This is a genomic window from Sphingobacterium sp. R2 (genome assembly GCF_040760075.1).
Taxonomy (GTDB): Bacteria; Bacteroidota; Bacteroidia; order Sphingobacteriales; family Sphingobacteriaceae; genus Sphingobacterium.
Map to the genome: position 1 here is coordinate 1,961,643 of NZ_CP142884.1, position 17,368 is coordinate 1,979,010.

Genomic DNA, 17,368 nt, shown 5'->3' on the forward strand with positions numbered 1-17,368 from the left:
TTAATTTTTGAAACGTACAGAAACGTAACTCTTTCAGTATATATGTCAATTGGCATGGATATGCTCATAACTGATCATACCATAGCAGCCAATAAAGATTTTTAGGTGCCTATATCGGCGGTGTCTACCTCTTCCCATTCCGAACAGAGCAGTCAAGCCCGCCAGAGCCGATGGTATTGCCGTAACAGGTGGGAGAGTAGGTCGGTGCCTTTTTTTACACGGAAGCCCTTGCTGGAAACAGTCAAGGGCTTCTTTCGTTTTTATACATACTTCCGTATTTCCATGTAGAGGCTATTGCCTATCCTTCGCCTATCGGTCATCGCAGCACAGGACCGTGGGTGAGCCCGGTCCATCGGCAGCTGCTCCGAAACCGCCGCTATCCTGCAACATTACTATTGGACAATCGTTTACATTTCATAATTGCTTTTTTACTTCGATTTGTCTGCTGCCGCTAAAAGATGTTGAGGCTGGTCCAGCGGAGGCTATCCATCTGCCATGTACTTTTTCCCATCCTTACCTGTTTTGGGTCCCGTGACGATCCTCTTTTATGTTCTATTATCATTGCTATATCCAGTTGTGGACAAAGGGATCTTTTATAAATAAATATAACTTATCAAGCAATCGTTTGTGTAAATTGAGCAAACGATTGCTTTCATATTTCATTTTTTATTTCGAAAAAAGTGGCCTATTATTGTCATAGAGATAGGTTCCTGCATAAGAACCAACTATAAATCTAATCCAAAAGGATTTTTCTATTGACTGTTTAGTTTGTTTTAAAATAGGTGATTTTTTAGAGGGACCAATCGGTCCCTTTAAATTTATATGAACTTTAAATTATGGATTCTAGAAGAGATTTTCTAAAAAAGGCCGGAATATTGTCATCACTGGCTGTTTCACTCCCTACTTTGCTCAATGCAAATACGGCAGCAGAGTCATTTAATATGTGTGGCTATGCAGCTCCAAAAATTGATAAAGTCAGAGTAGCCGTAATTGGACTGGGCATGCGCGGTCCTGGTGCTGTTGAACGGTTATCTTTTATTGAGGGATGCGAAATTGTCGCACTTTGCGACAAACATCCGGATCGGGTAGAGCGCGCAACAAAAATCGTTACATCGAAAGGTCTAGCCGCTCCGAAAGCGTATTCAGGGGAAGATGGGTGGAAATCCTTGTTGAAGGAAGAGAAACTTGACCTCGTATACATTTGTACCCCTTGGGATTATCATACCCCCATGAGTATTGCTGCAATGAAAGCGGGCAATCACGTGGCTTGTGAAGTGCCAATCGCATTGACAATAAAAGATTGCTGGGAGGTCGTGAAGACTTCGGAAGCGACTAAGAAGCACTGTATGATGTTGGAAAACTGCTGTTATGATTTCTTCGAAATGCTCACGTTGAACATGGTGCGTCAAGGCTTGTTTGGTGAACTTATCCATGCAGAAGGTGCTTATATCCATGATTTATTGGATCTAAATTTTGCAAAAAATGGTTATGATAACATGTGGCGCTTGAGAGAGAATATAAAGCTGAATGGAAACTTATATCCTACACATGGACTGGGATCTGTGGCGCAATGCCTTAATATCAATAGAGGAGATAAAATGAATCATCTTGTCGCCATGTCTTCAAATGATTTTATGATGGGTGAAAAGGCAAAAGAATTAGCCAACAAAGATTCTTTTTATCAAGAGTTTGTCGGAAAGAAATACCGCGGAAATATGAATACAACACTTATCCGTACCGCAAAAGGGAAAACGATTATGCTGCAGCATGATGTTACTTCTCCCAGACCTTACTCCAGATTACATACACTGAGCGGTACGAAAGGTTTTGCTCAAAAATACCCGACAGAAAATATTGCGTTTGGCCATGAATTCATTTCAGAGCAGAAATTAAAAGAACTGTACGATAACTATACGCCCGAACTGGTAAAATATATTGGAGAGCAGGCAAAACAGGTAGGTGGACATGGTGGGATGGATTTTATGATGGACTGGCGTCTGATTGACTGTTTGCGTAATGGATTACCTTTGGACCAGGATGTTTATGATGCTGCTTCATGGAGCTGTATCGTGCCATTGAGTTTCGAATCTGTAGAAAAGAACTGTAAAACAGTTGATGTGCCGGATTTCACAAAGGGTGCATGGAAAAATAATATGCCGGTAGAAATCACGTTGAAAGGCGGTGGTAATACGCCTATCCGTTCTAGATCAGCGAAAAATGAAAATATACAATTGGGTGTATAGCTCGGTGTGTAAGTAATTATAAAAGGGGAACTTTTTAATGTTCCCCTTTTATGTTTATCTTTAATTATGTTATTCAATATAACCCTAATGACCTGTTTATCGTTATTTTCCACCAAGGATACACTTTCCTGTTGTGTTGGGGAAAATATACCGACGCGCGCAGGGATGATAAAATCCCAAATTGCTCAGTTAAAAAGTAAGACTACGGACAAGATGATATTAGTCGAAGGGGGTAAATTTTTGATGGGAAGTTCGAATTTTGAAGATAGTAAGCCTTTACATCAGGTGCAACTGAATTCATTTTATATGGACGAACATGAGGTCACAAATGCACAGTTTGCGCAGTTTGTAAAGGAGACGGGCTACGTTACAGTAGCTGAACGGGAACTGGATCCGAAAGACTTTCCAGGGGTAGATCCCAAGATGTTAGTCCCGGGATCGGCTGTGTTTTCTAAACCCAAAGAACTCAATTCCTTAAATAATTACCTGATGTGGTGGGAGTATGTCCCCGGTGCAAACTGGCAACATCCCGAGGGACCCAATAGCTCGATAAAAGACAAAATGAATTATCCGGTTGTCCAGGTTGCCTATGAAGATGCTACAGCTTACGCGAAATGGGCAGGCAAACGATTACCGACAGAAGCGGAATGGGAATATGCGGCTAGAGGACGTAAAGATGCAAACGATGACTTGTATTATTGGGGCAAGGACTTGAAGCCTAATGGTAAATGGACCGCCAATATTTACCAGGGAAAGTTTCCTGTACAAGATTCAAAGGAGGATGGTTTTGAGGGGACTGCGCCTGTAAAATCATTTCAGGCAAATGCGTTGGGACTGTACGATATGGAAGGGAATGTGTGGGAATGGTGTGCTGATTTTTATAGACCCGATTATTATCAGCATAGTACAACGGCTAACCCCAATGGACCACAAGATTCTTATGATCCGCAGGAACCAAATCTTGAAAAACGCGTTCAGCGGGGAGGGTCATTTCTTTGTAATGATCAATATTGCGAAAGGTATAAAGCCGGAAGCAGAGGAAAAGGAGAGGTCAACAGTCCTACAAATAATGTAGGGTTCCGCTGTGTAAAAGATATCAACTAGAAAAGGCTTGCATTTGCAAGCCTTTTCTAGTTGATTGATATGTCTTATTGTGCATTCAAAAACATTGATTTTTGATTGTACAATTCTCTGAAATAAGGATCTTGAAGATCTTTGATAAAGCGAATTGCTTCACCCGTTGACTTCATCTCAGGACCTAATTGTTTGTCTACCTCCGGGAATTTATTGAAAGAGAACACAGGTTCTTTAATTGCAAATCCTTTCAGTTTACGTTCGATCGTAAAGTCTTTCAATTTATTAGCGCCTAACATAACTTTAGTTGCAATATTGATGTAAGGAACATCATAAGCTTTAGCGATGAAAGGAACCGTACGTGATGCACGTGGATTAGCCTCGATAACATATACATTTTCACCTTTGACAGCAAACTGAATGTTTAATAGACCTCTTACGTTTAGCGCTTTTGCCAATTTAATCGAGTATTCTTCCATTTTATCCTGAACAGCTTGTGATAGGCCAAATGGAGGCAATACAGCTGAAGAGTCTCCTGAGTGGATACCAGCAGGTTCAATATGTTCCATCATACCAATGATGTGTACATCTTCACCATCACAGATTGAATCTGATTCAGCTTCTTCTGCACGATCCAAGAAGTGGTCGATCAGGATATGGTTTCCAGGGAGGTTTTTCAACAAGTTGACAACAGCTTTTTCTAAGTCTTCATCGTTGATGACAATGCTCATGCCTTGTCCACCCAATACGTATGAAGGACGAACCAATACTGGATAGCCGACTTCGTTTGCAACTTGTAATGCTTCTTCTGCTGACGTTGCTACACCATATCTTGGATATGGAATTTCCAATTCTTTCAATAGATCCGAGAAACGGCCACGGTCTTCTGCCAAGTCCATATTCTCAAATGAAGTACCGATGATTTTTACGCCAAGTTGCTCAAGACGCTCAGCCATTTTAAGAGCCGTTTGTCCACCTAACTGAACGATAACACCTTCTGGCTTTTCTAATTCGATGATCTCACGTACATGCTCCCAGAATACAGGCTCGAAGTATAATTTGTCAGCCATATTGAAGTCTGTCGATACAGTCTCCGGGTTACAGTTAACCATAATCGCTTCGTAACCACATTCTTTAGCCGCCAATAAACCGTGTACACACGAGTAATCGAACTCGATACCTTGACCGATACGGTTTGGACCAGAACCTAAAACGATGATTTTCTTTCTATCTGAAGAGATGGATTCGTTTTCTTCTTCGAATGTTGAATAGTAGTATGGTGTTTGTGCAGGGAATTCTGCGGCACAAGTATCGACCATTTTGTAAACACGGTTGATGCCTAACTCCTTACGACGGTCGTAAACTTGATCCTCTGTTACATTTCCTAGTAACCATGCGATCTGTACATCTGAATAACCTTTTTGTTTTAAGGTCATGAAGAAATCGCGTGGGATATTGTTCAACTGATAACGACGTAATTCTTGTTCAAGGTGTACCAACTCTTGGATCTGCACTAAGAACCATTTGTCGATACGCGTTGCCTTACGGATAGATTCCAAAGGAACGCCTAATTCGAAAGCATCTTTGATATGGAACAAGCGGTCACCACTTGGATGCTCCAGACTATCCATGATTTCGTCAAGGTTTCTCCATTGACGACCGTCGGCACCTAAACCAGCGCGGCCAGTCTCCAAGGATTGACATGCTTTCTGAAAAGCTTCGATAAATGTACGGCCGATAGCCATGACTTCACCTACTGCTTTCATTTGCAATCCTAATTCCTTGTTTGCTCCCTTGAATTTATCGAAGTTGAAACGAGGAATCTTAACAATCACATAGTCTAATGTTGGTTCAAAATATGCGGATGTTGTTTTCGTGATCTGATTTTGCAATTCATCCAAGTTGTAACCGATCGCCAATTTAGCAGCGATTTTTGCAATAGGATAACCCGTTGCTTTGGAAGCTAAAGCCGAAGAACGTGATACACGTGGATTGATTTCGATGGCAATAATTTCTTCGTTTTCTGGGTTTACAGAGAACTGAACGTTACAACCACCTGCAAATGTACCAATTGAACGCATCATCAGAATAGCTTGATTACGCATATCTTGATAACATTTGTCTGACAATGTCATGCCCGGTGCAACAGTGATTGAGTCTCCGGTGTGGATACCCATTGGATCAAAGTTTTCAATGGTACAGATGATGATAACATTGTCGTTGGTATCACGAAGTAATTCCAACTCAAATTCTTTCCAGCCTAATACCGCTTGTTCTACCAAAACTTCGTGTGTTGGTGAAGCATGTAAACCTCTATTTAAGGCTGCGTCAAAATCTTCTTTTCTGTGAACAAATCCACCTCCTGTACCTGCAAGGGTATAAGATGGACGTATAACAAGCGGATAGCCAATTTCTTGTGCCGCTTCTTTACCTTCAAGGAATGAGTTCGCAATTTTGGATGTTGCAACGCCCACACCGATATCAACCATTAATTGACGGAATTCTTCACGGTTTTCAGTTTTTTCAATGGCAGCAACATCAACACCGATAACTTTTACATTGTATTTTTCCCAAAGGCCTAGGTTGGAAGCTTCGATACATAAGTTCAAAGCTGTTTGGCCACCCATGGTAGGAAGTACAGCGTCAATGTTGTGTTTTTGCAAAATCTCTTCAATACTTTCGCAAGTTAATGGAAGTAAGTAGACATTGTCCGCAACAACTTTATCCGTCATGATTGTTGCAGGGTTTGAGTTGATGATGGATACTTCAATACCTTCTTCTTTCAATGAAAGGGATGCTTGAGATCCAGAATAATCAAATTCACAAGCTTGACCGATAACGATGGGACCTGATCCGATGATTAAAACCGACTTAATGGAAGTGTTTCTTGGCATTATATCTAGTTCAAAAAATTAAATTTCCTATTGTAAATCTGAGCAAAGACAATCAAAAATAGCTCATGGGGAAGGGTCATTCCGACTGCTTTGTCGGAGTGCAAAGTTACATTTTAAAATTTGAAAACTTAGTATTTATTTTAAGAATATTTAAAAAAAACATTTGGTTTGTTAGAAAGGTGTGGCTTAAAATGGGAAAACGAGTTGAAAAACATAAGTGACATGTGCTCCAACTCGTTTCGGATAAGCGTGTTTGATTTTGTTTAATAAACGATTATTTCGTCGGTAAACAGGAAGCCCTTTTTAGGGTTGCTCGCTTTGATTTTTATATAACGCGCCTGCTGTGCTTTGTCCAGCTTAAGTTCAAACCTTTTAAAAGTCAATTTTGATTCTTTATCGGGGATGTCATTTTTGATCGTTCCGACGGATCTAAAAGTACGGCCATTGTCCGAAAGCAGCACTTCCATTTCTCCGGGCATATACACACCAGGTCCAATAAGCTGCATGAAATTCATGGCTACTAAATGTATTTCTTCTCTTCTCTCCATATCGACAACAACATCAATAGGGCTCGTGAATCCTTGCCATTGGCCATCGTGATAGGAGAGCCCGCCCATGATTCCGTTGGTTAGGGTCGAATCTTTTTGTGCCGGATACCCCGACCATGGAGAATTGTAGGTTACTTTTTTTCCAATGGCACGGTGGATATCAATAGCAAAGGATAGGGTAGGTCCGATTTTGATCGAATCTTGAAAATAAGCGGCATTGATATGTCCTGTTGAGCTCAATTCAAATGGCCCCGTATAGGGTGTTGACTGGATCGTAGGTTCACTGCCATCTATCGTATATCGAATCTGATCTGTTTTAAGCTGTTCTGTTGTTAACGTGATTTTATTGTTGTTTTTAGCAGCATTGTATGTTGCCTTATAAGCCACATTATAGGAAGGACGATAGTAGTTAACGTTCAGATCCTGTAATAGCTTATAATGTGATTGTAGGCGTCGCTGAAAGTCTGTCCAGTTCTTCGCATCTTTGTTGATCCAGTTGACCTCAGCCAATGCCAGCGCCCGTGGAAATACCATATATTCGAGATGCTCAGTGGTAGGGACATATTCTGTCCATATATTGGCCTGTGCACCAAGAATATGCTTGGCTTTATCTCCTTGTATCGCTGCTGGAATTGGATCATAGGAATATACCTTCTCCAGAGTCAGGTAGCCGCCGATGGCTTCAGGCTGTGTACGAGGGTCTGTCTGATAAGAATCAAAATAGAGGTGTGATCCTGGGGTCATGATGACATCGTGACCGGCATTTGCAGCCTTTATGCCGCCATCTTCACCGCGCCAGCTCATAACCGTTGCTCCCTCAGTGAGTCCTCCCTCCAGGATTTCGTCCCAACCGATCAGTTTCCTCCCTTTGGACTGCAAGTATACGTCCATTTGCTTGATCGCATAACTTTGCAGTTCATCGACAGATTTTAATCCTTCTTTTTGCATGAGCGCCTGATCTTTTGGGCAGGTTTCCCAATGCTTTTTCTCGGCTTCATCACCGCCGATATGGATGTACTGAGAAGGAAATATCGTAAGGACTTCATCTAAGACATTTTTTAGGAACTCAAAGGTTTTTTCATTTCCAATACAGAATTCGCCTTGACTATAGGGTTTTCCTGAACACGAGAGTTCGGGATAGACGGCCAATACTTCTTCCGAATGTCCGGGCATTTCTATCTCAGGGATGACATTGATTCCTTTGCGGGCTGCATAGTCGACCAATTCGCGAGCCTCTTCCTGCGTATAGAAACCACCGCTGGCATTTGGGGTACCTTTGTCTACATACTGGCGACCATTATTCCACCAATCTTTCCAGCTTGTATGCGTGCGCCAGGCGGCTTTTTGCGTCAATTCAGGATATTTTTTGATTTCGAGCCGCCATCCGGCGCCGTCGGTTAAATGCCAATGAAAGTTATTGAATTTATAAATAGCCATGATGTCGATATACTTTTTGACAAAAGATAGCGGCATAAAATGGCGTGACACATCAAGGTGTAAGCCACGATAAGCAAAGCGGGGCTCATCGACTATTGTCGCATAGGCTATTTTACTTGGATCAGCTTGTAGATAACCCAATTGAACCAGTGTGTAAATCCCATTGATAACCTGGGGTACATTCCATGCCCTCAGTAGGAGACCTTTCTCATCGATTTGGATGGAATAGGCGCTCTTACTCAAATTATCTGCATCGACTGCTTTAATAATGCGAAAGCCTTCTTTTGGGGCTTTTTTATTTTTCTTGAGTACTTCAACAGTTAAACTTTTAATGGCAGGATGTTCAGTAAGTAGCTGGGCCGCTTGCTGAAACTCATCTGAAACAATGACCGGGGCATGCGTAGGAATCGTATATGTCCCTGTAGCCAATATGGTTTTCGAAGGTTTGGGTATAATGTCAAAGTTGGTTTGGGCCTGTGCAGCAAAGATGGAGGCACCCCCAAGTAACAATATGGATAAAGATTGGCTCAGTCGCATAGTTTTGTTATTAGATTAATGATAACCAACACAAATATCTTAATTTTTGTTTCATTATTGCATTACCGCTTACAATCGGTCATTTTTTATGATATAAAACCAACAAATTGGCGGTTAGAAATTACATTTTTAATCGTTAACTTTGTTGTATGATTGAACTTCCAGTTATTCCGGCAACTCCTGCACAGCGCAAGCCTGATTGGTTGCGTGTCAAATTGCCTGTTGGTAAAGAATATAGACATGTCAGAAGTCTTGTAGACGAGCATAAATTACATACAATTTGTGAGAGTGGAAATTGTCCGAATATGGGCGAATGTTGGGGTGCTGGAACGGCAACCTTCATGATTTTGGGAAATATCTGTACACGTTCTTGTTCGTTTTGTGCGGTAGCAACTGGCCGTCCGCTAGCGGTAGATTTGGATGAACCCAATCGGGTGGCAAATTCGGTTAAGTTGATGCAGGTTAAACACTGTGTCATTACTTCGGTAGATCGTGACGATCTAAAGGATGGTGGTTCAATTATTTGGGCCGAAACTATCAACGCTATCCGCAGAGAAAGTCCTGAAACTACTTTGGAAACACTTTTGCCAGATTTTAAAGGACAATGGGATAATTTGGACCGCGTGATCGCAGTTCGCCCCGAAGTTGTTTCACACAACTTGGAAACGGTTCGTCGTCTGACAAGAGAAGTTCGTGTTCAAGCGAAATATGATCGTTCACTTGAGTGCCTACGTCGCATTTCTGACGCAGGACTCCGTACAAAATCAGGCATTATGCTTGGCTTAGGTGAAACTGAGGAAGATGTTATCGAGGCAATGCAAGATTTATATAACGTTGGGGTGCATATTTTGACATTGGGTCAGTATTTACAGCCTACAAAAGCACACCATCCTGTAATCGAATGGATTACACCTGCACAGTTTGAGAAATATCAGAAAATTGGTTTAGAAATGGGATTCAAGTATGTGGAGTCTGGACCGTTGGTTCGTTCTTCTTATCATGCTGAGAAACATCTATTCGATATGCAATAGGAAACGGTTCTAAAGTTTTTTAACGAAGAATACTTTTTCGCAAGATATAAAAAGAAGCCTGAGTGATTTTTTGCTCAGGCTTCTTTTTTAATAGCCGAACGCAATTGTTTTTTCCGATGCTCTGATGCTTTAAAGGTTAAAAACTGTGCGGAGTAAAATTGTTCTTCCGCGAAGTTCAAATTCATGCTGGGAAATCATGTTGGCCGTCATCAGATAAGTACGATAGTTTTTGATATTGGCCAAATTATTCATTTCCAATTCGAAGTCCATTTTCCACTTGTTGACCTTGTAGCGCGTAAAAAAGTCTATGAAGGTATAACTTGCATTCTTCATGTTTGTTTGAAAGGTGGCAAGATTGCGTAGGTTTAGCCGCATGAAGCCGTTTTTGAAGGGGCTGGTCGGAAAACCTATATTGTGCGTCATTGTGGTGGTTTTATTCTGAATCAAATTGTCCAGGCCCCGTTGCTTACTCCAGCTCCAATTAAATAGTCCAGAATAGGAAATGTTATAAGATTTAAAGACTTTAGCTTCTATACTAGGCTGAAATTGATAGCTCATACTTCGAATTGGTACTAGTGCATTGTTTAACAATTGATTGTATTTGAAGTGAGAAATGCTTCCTTTTAGTTTGAGGGTACTTGCCAGGGGGAAAATGTATTTATCGAACCCGATCTGAGAAGTCCAGCGCTCCTGCAGGTTATCCATATTGACCAAGATATTTTCGGTGATGTTATTTTTTATAACGGAAGATAATATCGTGTTGGAAAGCGATCTTGAATAGCTAATACCAGCATTTGCAAATAATACTTTTAGGGTACGGGCTAAATTATAATTGAGATTAAATGTATGTTTTTTGGATTCATTTAGCGCTGCATTATTTTGGCTGAGCATTCTATAGTTCCGTAATACTACTCCACGATATATGTCTTCTATGTTGCCAATGTCTTGTGCGTACTGATAGTTAAATTGAAGATAATCTTCTTGAGAAACTTGCCATCGTGCCTTCAGATTGGGATTGACCAGTATTGAAGTTTTGGAAGTAGATAGTTGATGACTGATGTCTTCATAATGCGTAAATAAATACGTGACCGGGATCTCGAGTTGGGTTTCAAATTGATTTGTTTTCCAGGAATATTGCGGAGTAATAAATGCTTGGGTTCTGCTCCAATGCAGATCATTTCGCATATTATCGCCCAAAGTTCGAATATGTTGATCATTATCCGCTAGTGTAAGGAGCGAGTTGAAGTGTTGGCGATCTGTATTGAAGCCAATTTGATAGTATTGCTTGATTCTGCCTTTATTGAAGCGATAACCTGTACTGATCTCCGTAAAAAAGGAAGGAATTTCAATTTGCTGGCGGCTACTTTTATAGGGAATGCTATCGTTGAGTATTTCTGGAAAAACACCGGGATAGATCTGTAAAGTCTGTGGTTTATTACCATAATTTAAAGTCCAGTTGATTGCAATAATGTCGTTGTTTTTAAGTTGGGGTATATAGCTAAACAAGTTGCTGAATCCCTTGATGTGGTGTTTTTGGAACTGCTCGATCTGGCCTGAAGAATTTGCCAACAATGCTGTTATATCTTTTTTTTCATACTCAAATGACAAGGCATTACCCGCATATTTCTTTTCCGTATTGGTGGATGCCGAAAGTCTGGCTGCGCCAAGCCATCGCGCTGTTTTCAGCTGATTTTGCTCATTAAAATAGACGTCGCCATCATCGAGCAGGTATTGTGTGCTTGAGGCATTATTTTGCCTATTGTTGTCGTATAAAACCTGAATATTTGATTTTAGCTGCCAGTGATTCTTAAGGTTATATAGATTATTGGTGTTTAGCGAACCTGTATTGTTGAAATAATAGTTGTTTTTAGGGATATTTGGACTGCCTGTTGTGCTCGTCGCCAGGAGATTGTTGATGGGCGAGCTACCAAACTTGGCCAGTAAAGAGGACTGATTGGCGCCGATGATATCTCCGGAAAGATCATTGCCGGTATTATTACCGCTGAGGACATTCAACATCTTAACTTTTTTGTTGAATAGGATTGAGTTCAATTCAGGATCATAGAGATTGGGCGTGCCGACGCCAATTTTTGCTTGCCCAGTGAGTTTAAGCTTTGCTTCCTCTTTGATAACGAGGTTGATGGCGACGTCGTCTGTAAATCTTTTATTTTTAAGGACCTTATAATGTTCGTGATTGTCGAGTACCTGAATGTCCTTTACCATTTTATGCGGGATTGTCCGTGTGCCTATACCATAGCGATTTTCCAATAGATCGTCACCGTCAATGTAAAGTTTAGAAACGGTTTTGTCCTGGTATTTAATAAGACCCGATTCAGTAACTTCCATACCAGGAAGACGTTTGATTACGTCACCTATATTTCGATCCTCTTCTTTGGCAAAAGATCCTACGTCGTAAGAGATCGTATCATTTGAACGGCTTACTTTAGGTTTGCTCTTTACAATGACATCTTGTAGTAGATTGGTTTTTGGTACGAGGGGGATCCGAAGATTCGATGTCTGCGTGCCAAGTTTGAGCTCAAATTTTTCGTAAGTAAGATGATTGATCTGCAGGTAGATGCTTGCATAGTCCTTTGTTAATGTAATTGTAAAACGCCCTTCTTTATCTGTCGGTTTGAAAGCGATGATTTTGTTGTCTGAAAGGATGTTGACACTGGCAAAGGGTACGGGATGCTGCGTCTTATCCACTTGGACCGTTCCACTAATCGTTTGCTGGGCAAAGGATATTTGTCCAAGCAAAACGACTATAAATAAACATAAAAATACTTTCATTAAGGCGTCAGCTCTATCGGATTGTTGGTAACTTTTGAAGGTTTGTATTTATCGTCTCTTGAAATATTGAAACTCTTTATTTTTGATGGATCCAAAGCACCAGCAGAGGAGCCTCCTCCGGAGCCGGAACTGGATCTAACTGCAACCATACTTCCCGATGAACCTACACTGATGGTTCTGTTTTTTCCCGATTGGGCTTGCAAATAAGCTTGTGGATTGGCCTTAAAGGCTTCCTGAACTTTTTTTACCTCTTCTGCAGTACTGACGATGGCGTTTTGCGGCAGGGCCACCGATGTTTTGCCATCCTCAATTTTGTCGAATCCGGCGTAAGCAAAAATCACCTCATTTTTTGTGTCACGGGCATCCAGAATTAGGCCAGGCAGACCATGGAGTTTCCACGGACCATAGGGAAACATCAGTTCGGTTGTAAACCAGGCGATATAGGTTCGGCCTTTGAATGTTGTTTTTGCGTTCTGGCAATTGTAGCCACCAATTTCTTTGCGGTCACCCAGTATTTCCCAATCTTGAGTAGGGTAAGCTTGTGGAATGGCAAAATTGTCACTGGCAACGCTGACCACTTCGGTCATTTTGTTTTGATTGGCGTCTAATAAATAGGAGGAGCTTGATGGTGTCGAGCGCGTAGTAATGTTTAGCGTACCGTCGAAACTGGGGCCCTCCATTTGTTTTTTGACCTCATCTTGCATGCGCTTAGATGAATATGATGTGTAGTAGCTGGCCTGTTGATTCAGGTAAACGACTGTTTCATCGCGTATAAATTGATCCCGTTGGGTGCTATCATTTACATGTTTGAATTCGTAATGTACTTTAGCGATTGCTAGAGTGCGCTCTTGTGCAAATAACAGCTGTGTGGCTAAGGCTAATAGGAGTGATAATGAATATTTCATAAATGTATGTTTATATCGTAAATATACGAAATATTCGTATTAATAAAAGTTTATGTAAACTTTTCCTTGTAATCCTCCCTAGGGCAGGTTACTGCAGGTGAATAAATGTTTGATTTGTTAGCTATATTTTTTGTTAACTATTTCGCTTTTTCAGCGATATAAGTTTAGTGGACATGTTTAGGCATCTGAGCTATCGTTATCTTTTAAATACAGTCTCACCTGCAATTACTGTCCGTGCTGTTTTTACATTTCGCAGTTGCTCATTCGGAATTTTCAAGATATCATTCTCCAGGATAACAAAATCGGCATCTTTTCCTACTTGGATACTTCCTCTTTTTTTATCCTGAAAACAGGAGTATGCCGCCCAGATTGTCATTCCTTTCAAAGCGTCTTCACGGCTTATCGCGTCTTGCATCTGAAATCCGTGGCTAGGATATCCTTTTTTGTCGACGCGGGCTACTGCCGCGTGGAAACCATATAAGGGATTGAAATGTTCGACCGGAAAATCACTCCCCAAAGCGAGTTTTCCATATTCTTTCAACAGATGCTTATAAGCGTAAGCGCCTTTCATGCGTTCTTCACCGAGTCGATCTTTGGCCCAGTACATATCGGAGGTTGCATGTGTGGGTTGTACAGATGGTATGATTTGATACTTTCGAAACTTATCAAAATCTGCAGGCGATATAATTTGAGCGTGCTCGATTCGCCATCGACGATCGCCATTATTGTGGAGGTATTTGCCATAAATATCTAAGATAATACGATTGGCCGAATCGCCTATGGCATGGGTATTTGCCTGAAATTTACTTTCGGCAATCTGTTTGATCATTGCTTCGTATTCTTGAGGGCTATGAAGTAAAAAACCATGTGTAGGGGCATCATGGTAATGCGCGAGGAGGCAGGCACCACGGGATCCCAATGCGCCATCGGCAAGCAGTTTAAATCCTTTGATCTCGAAACGGTCTGTTTCATAGAAACCCAGATCGATAAATGACTTTATATTTTGGGGATTGCCTAGGATCATGGCATAATCTCTAATTTTCAACTGCCCTTCCCGATAGTATTTCTTTAGCAGATCGAGTCTTTCTTTTGATAAACCTGCGTCTACAATGGAGGTAAGACCAACGGAAAGGAGGGAATCTTGCGTTCGCTTGAGCATTCTTAGATATTCTTTTTCACTCGGAACCGGAATTGTCTTATTGACAAGATCCATTGCATTGTCGATCAAGAGACCATTGGGAGTATCATTAGTCCCGCCGACCACACCGCCGCGAATGATGGGGATACTCGTTAATTTTGCCCATTCGAGTGCTTTGGAGTTCGCAACCGCCGCATGATAATCTACACGTATGAGGTAAACGGGGATATCCGGGAAAGCTTTGTCGAGTAGGTCCTTGGTTGGGAAAGTTTTATCTTTCCAGCGATTTTGGTCCCAGCCACCACCGATCAGCCAAGTTTTGCCCGGGTTTTTTTGTTGGTAGTTTTTGACACGTTGAATAACCTCCTCGAAAGAATCGGCGCCGTTTAGGTCGACTTGATCCATTAGTTCGGCTTCGTCAAATAAATGCGCATGGGCATCGTAGAATCCCGGATAAATGGCCTTCCCCTGTGCGTCAATTTTTTCTATTGCTTTGTACTTTCGCTGTATTTCTTCATCGGAACCAATGGCAATAAACTTACCTTCGTTGACAGCAAAAGCATGTGCTGTACTAAAAGCCGAATCTACAGTATATACTTGCGCATGATAAACAATAAGGTCCACTTTCGTTTGCGGTGAACATGATATGATCGTCAAGCAGAATAAAAAAATGATTATTGGGAAGGTTTTCATAACCTAAAAATAGGAAAAAGCTTTTAATAAACTGAAACTAGACTTGGGGCCAGGTCTGCTGGATATGCGGACTTGAGGTTTTGGCTGATCGAGTTGCTTTAGCTGATCGAATTGCTTTACGTGAGGCGCGTATGCTGAGTTGCCGTATATTGTTCGGACAGGAGACCATCTGTAAAGTTTTGAAAGGGGACGTGCAGGAAAAGTAATGAAAATACGAATTATCCAATAGACAAAAAAGGCTATCCAAATAACTTGGACAGCCTTTTTAATTCAAAAATCAAAATACGTGATTAACAGTACTCGTCAAATGCTGCAACTAAATTGTCAGCAATCATTTGTGCCGGGCGACCTTCAATCATATGTCTTTCAATCATGTGTACCAATTTCCCGTCTTTAAATAAAGCCATTGCTGGTGAAGATGGAGGGTAAGGCAACATGTAGTTACGTGCAGTGTTCACTGCATCCGTTTCCATACCTGCGAAAACAGTCACCAATTTAGCTGGGTGTTTTTCATTTTTTACAGCGGCTTTTGCAGCTGGACGTGCATTTGCTGCAGCGCAACCACAAACAGAGTTTACAACCACAAAAACGGTTCCTTCTGATGCAATAGCCTGATCAACTGCTTCAGGTGTTTTTAATTCTTCGAATCCTGCATCAACTAATTCTTGACGCATTGGAGCTACTAAATATTCTGGATACATTATTTCTTAAGTAAAATGTTAATATTCTATTTCAATTGTGAATGATAAACTTTTTATCCCTGACCAGATCGGATCAGGCACCATAAGTTCTATTTCACTTGTACAAATATAGCTGTAAAAGGCAGCTTCGTCAAGACACTTGTCTCAAATCAATGTCAGAAAATCTTTTACCGCATGAAGTCCATTCTCAAGGCGTTGCTCACCGAGCCCCGACACAATGCGGTATTGTGCACGAAGAGCTGTTAATTCACTTTTCCAGATTCCCATGAAATGTTCACGCTGTTCGGGAAAATCCCGTAGTGGATCGTCTTGCCAGGGAAGATCGATATCCATAAGTAAATATAGATCATAGCGATGTTGTTGAATTTTATGGGTCACTTCCGCTGGAGTATGGCCGAATAAATAATCAGACCAGATTTTTACGGTAAGGAAGGTCGTGTCACAGATGAGGAGCTGTCTTTGTGCTAAAGGGATCAGCGCTTCCTCCAAGGCGACCTGTCCATAAAACATATTGACTTCGTCCTGTAAGGTGTATTTATTGTTGAGGCTTTGGCAATAATAACGTGAATATTCGGGCACGCATACTGTCTGAAATTCCTTGGCAAGAAATTGTGCCATCGTTGATTTTCCGGTGGACTCGGGGCCAACAACGGCAATTTTTATGAAATCTTTTCCCACATCGATCGTTTTGATAGGCAATATTACGCAAAATTTTTATAGGTTTTCTGCCAATCGCGATAGCCATTCCAAGCGATGAGCGTGAAAACAAGGTAGAGTACTGCGGTCAGCATAAGGTCTTTGTGGATATAGAGCGGTATATAACAAATATCAACAAATACCCATAAGAGCCAGTTTTGAAGCACTTTGCGTGTCATCAGAAATTGAGCAACAAAACTTACGGACGTGCAGAAAGCGTCAATATAAGGAACATCGGAATTGGTCTTGCTATCGAGAAGGTAACCGATTGACAGGGTTAGGAAGAGGATTGCGAGTAAGCAAAGGAGCAACTGCCCCTTGCTGGCTTTGACGATGGGTTTCTTTTTTTCCTCTTTCCGTTTTATCCAATAATACCAGCCATAAACAGCAGTAGACAAAAAGTAGAATTGCAATACAGTATCTCCGTATAGTTTGGCATCATAAAACAGAATAGCATAGGACGCCACGCTGATGATACTAATCGGCCAATTCCATATATTTTGCTTAGCGGCCAAATAAACACAAAGAAAGCCTGTCAGTGTACCTAACCATTCGAGCCAAGAGGTCTGGGCAAATTGACGTGCAATCTGCTGAAAAAAATCCTGCATGTGGTGCATTAAAAATTACACCCTAAATATACAAAGTCCAGCCAATAGTCAGTAATTGTTTATCCAATAGTCG

The 17,368-nt window shown here is 41.2% G+C and carries 11 protein-coding genes and 1 rRNA gene; 4 read left to right on the forward strand and 8 right to left on the reverse strand.

Annotation, left to right across the window (positions count from 1 at the left end; translation table 11 throughout):
- Window positions 1-101: 101 nt before the first annotated feature.
- The 3 genes from rrf to VXM68_RS08210 all read left to right on the forward strand — a co-directional run bounded on the left by rrf (window position 102) and on the right by VXM68_RS08210 (window position 3,347).
- A 5S ribosomal RNA gene (gene rrf / locus VXM68_RS08200) occupies window positions 102-213 on the forward strand.
- Window positions 214-836: 623 nt separating this feature from the next.
- Window positions 837-2,243 (forward strand): Gfo/Idh/MocA family oxidoreductase, encoded by a 1,407-nt coding sequence (locus VXM68_RS08205; protein WP_367210970.1) that lies wholly within the window; start codon window positions 837-839, stop codon window positions 2,241-2,243.
- 87 nt (window positions 2,244-2,330) lie between these two features.
- Window positions 2,331-3,347, forward strand: coding sequence for a formylglycine-generating enzyme family protein (locus tag VXM68_RS08210; protein WP_367210971.1), 1,017 nt, complete (start codon window positions 2,331-2,333; stop codon window positions 3,345-3,347).
- Window positions 3,348-3,391: 44 nt separating this feature from the next.
- Here VXM68_RS08210 and carB read toward each other — a convergent pair whose 3' ends face one another.
- Together carB and VXM68_RS08220 are read right to left on the reverse strand one after the other, a co-directional pair.
- Window positions 3,392-6,211, reverse strand: coding sequence for a carbamoyl-phosphate synthase large subunit (carB, locus tag VXM68_RS08215; RefSeq protein WP_367210972.1), 2,820 nt, complete (start codon window positions 6,209-6,211; stop codon window positions 3,392-3,394).
- A gap of 263 nt (window positions 6,212-6,474) precedes the next feature.
- Window positions 6,475-8,733: a beta-N-acetylhexosaminidase gene (locus VXM68_RS08220; protein WP_367210973.1), complete on the reverse strand. Its 2,259-nt coding sequence runs from the start codon at window positions 8,731-8,733 to the stop codon at window positions 6,475-6,477.
- 149 nt (window positions 8,734-8,882) lie between these two features.
- On the opposite strand from VXM68_RS08220, the gene lipA reads away from it, so the two are divergent.
- On the forward strand, window positions 8,883-9,764 hold the full coding sequence (gene lipA, locus VXM68_RS08225) for a lipoyl synthase (protein ID WP_367210974.1): 882 nt from the start codon (window positions 8,883-8,885) through the stop codon (window positions 9,762-9,764).
- Between the two features lie 129 nt (window positions 9,765-9,893).
- On the opposite strand, the gene VXM68_RS08230 is transcribed toward lipA, so the two are convergent.
- The 6 genes from VXM68_RS08230 to pnuC form a co-directional block, all read right to left on the reverse strand.
- Entirely contained in the window at window positions 9,894-12,554 is a 2,661-nt protein-coding gene (locus VXM68_RS08230) for a hypothetical protein (protein WP_367210975.1), read from the reverse strand.
- Window positions 12,554-13,459 (reverse strand): GLPGLI family protein, encoded by a 906-nt coding sequence (locus VXM68_RS08235; protein WP_367210976.1) that lies wholly within the window; start codon window positions 13,457-13,459, stop codon window positions 12,554-12,556. Before VXM68_RS08235 ends, VXM68_RS08230 begins: the two co-directional genes overlap by 1 nt.
- A gap of 196 nt (window positions 13,460-13,655) precedes the next feature.
- Window positions 13,656-15,221: an amidohydrolase gene (locus VXM68_RS08240; protein ID WP_367210977.1), complete on the reverse strand. Its 1,566-nt coding sequence runs from the start codon at window positions 15,219-15,221 to the stop codon at window positions 13,656-13,658.
- Window positions 15,222-15,580: 359 nt separating this feature from the next.
- Complete coding sequence (locus VXM68_RS08245; RefSeq protein ID WP_209578750.1) at window positions 15,581-15,991, reverse strand: BrxA/BrxB family bacilliredoxin; 411 nt, start codon at window positions 15,989-15,991, stop codon at window positions 15,581-15,583.
- A 144-nt stretch (window positions 15,992-16,135) separates the two neighbouring features.
- Window positions 16,136-16,669 carry an AAA family ATPase gene (locus VXM68_RS08250; RefSeq protein WP_367210978.1) on the reverse strand — a complete coding sequence of 178 codons (534 nt, stop codon included), beginning with the start codon at window positions 16,667-16,669 and terminating at the stop codon, window positions 16,136-16,138.
- 23 nt (window positions 16,670-16,692) lie between these two features.
- A complete protein-coding gene (pnuC, locus tag VXM68_RS08255; protein ID WP_293956240.1) occupies window positions 16,693-17,295 on the reverse strand; it encodes a nicotinamide riboside transporter PnuC in 603 nt (200 codons plus the stop codon).
- Window positions 17,296-17,368: the final 73 nt, after the last annotated feature.

Bases quoted from the DNA above. Each gene is read 5' to 3' on its own strand.
- VXM68_RS08205 (WP_367210970.1), top strand. From the start codon at position 837: ATGGATTCTAGAAGAGATTTTCTAAAAAAGGCCGGAATATTGTCATCA.
- VXM68_RS08210 (WP_367210971.1), top strand. From the start codon at position 2,331: ATGACCTGTTTATCGTTATTTTCCACCAAGGATACACTTTCCTGTTGT.
- carB (WP_367210972.1), bottom strand. From the start codon at position 6,211: ATGCCAAGAAACACTTCCATTAAGTCGGTTTTAATCATCGGATCAGGT.
- VXM68_RS08220 (WP_367210973.1), bottom strand. From the start codon at position 8,733: ATGCGACTGAGCCAATCTTTATCCATATTGTTACTTGGGGGTGCCTCC.
- lipA (WP_367210974.1), top strand. From the start codon at position 8,883: ATGATTGAACTTCCAGTTATTCCGGCAACTCCTGCACAGCGCAAGCCT.
- VXM68_RS08230 (WP_367210975.1), bottom strand. From the start codon at position 12,554: ATGAAAGTATTTTTATGTTTATTTATAGTCGTTTTGCTTGGACAAATA.
- VXM68_RS08235 (WP_367210976.1), bottom strand. From the start codon at position 13,459: ATGAAATATTCATTATCACTCCTATTAGCCTTAGCCACACAGCTGTTA.
- VXM68_RS08245 (WP_209578750.1), bottom strand. From the start codon at position 15,991: ATGTATCCAGAATATTTAGTAGCTCCAATGCGTCAAGAATTAGTTGAT.
- pnuC (WP_293956240.1), bottom strand. From the start codon at position 17,295: ATGCAGGATTTTTTTCAGCAGATTGCACGTCAATTTGCCCAGACCTCT.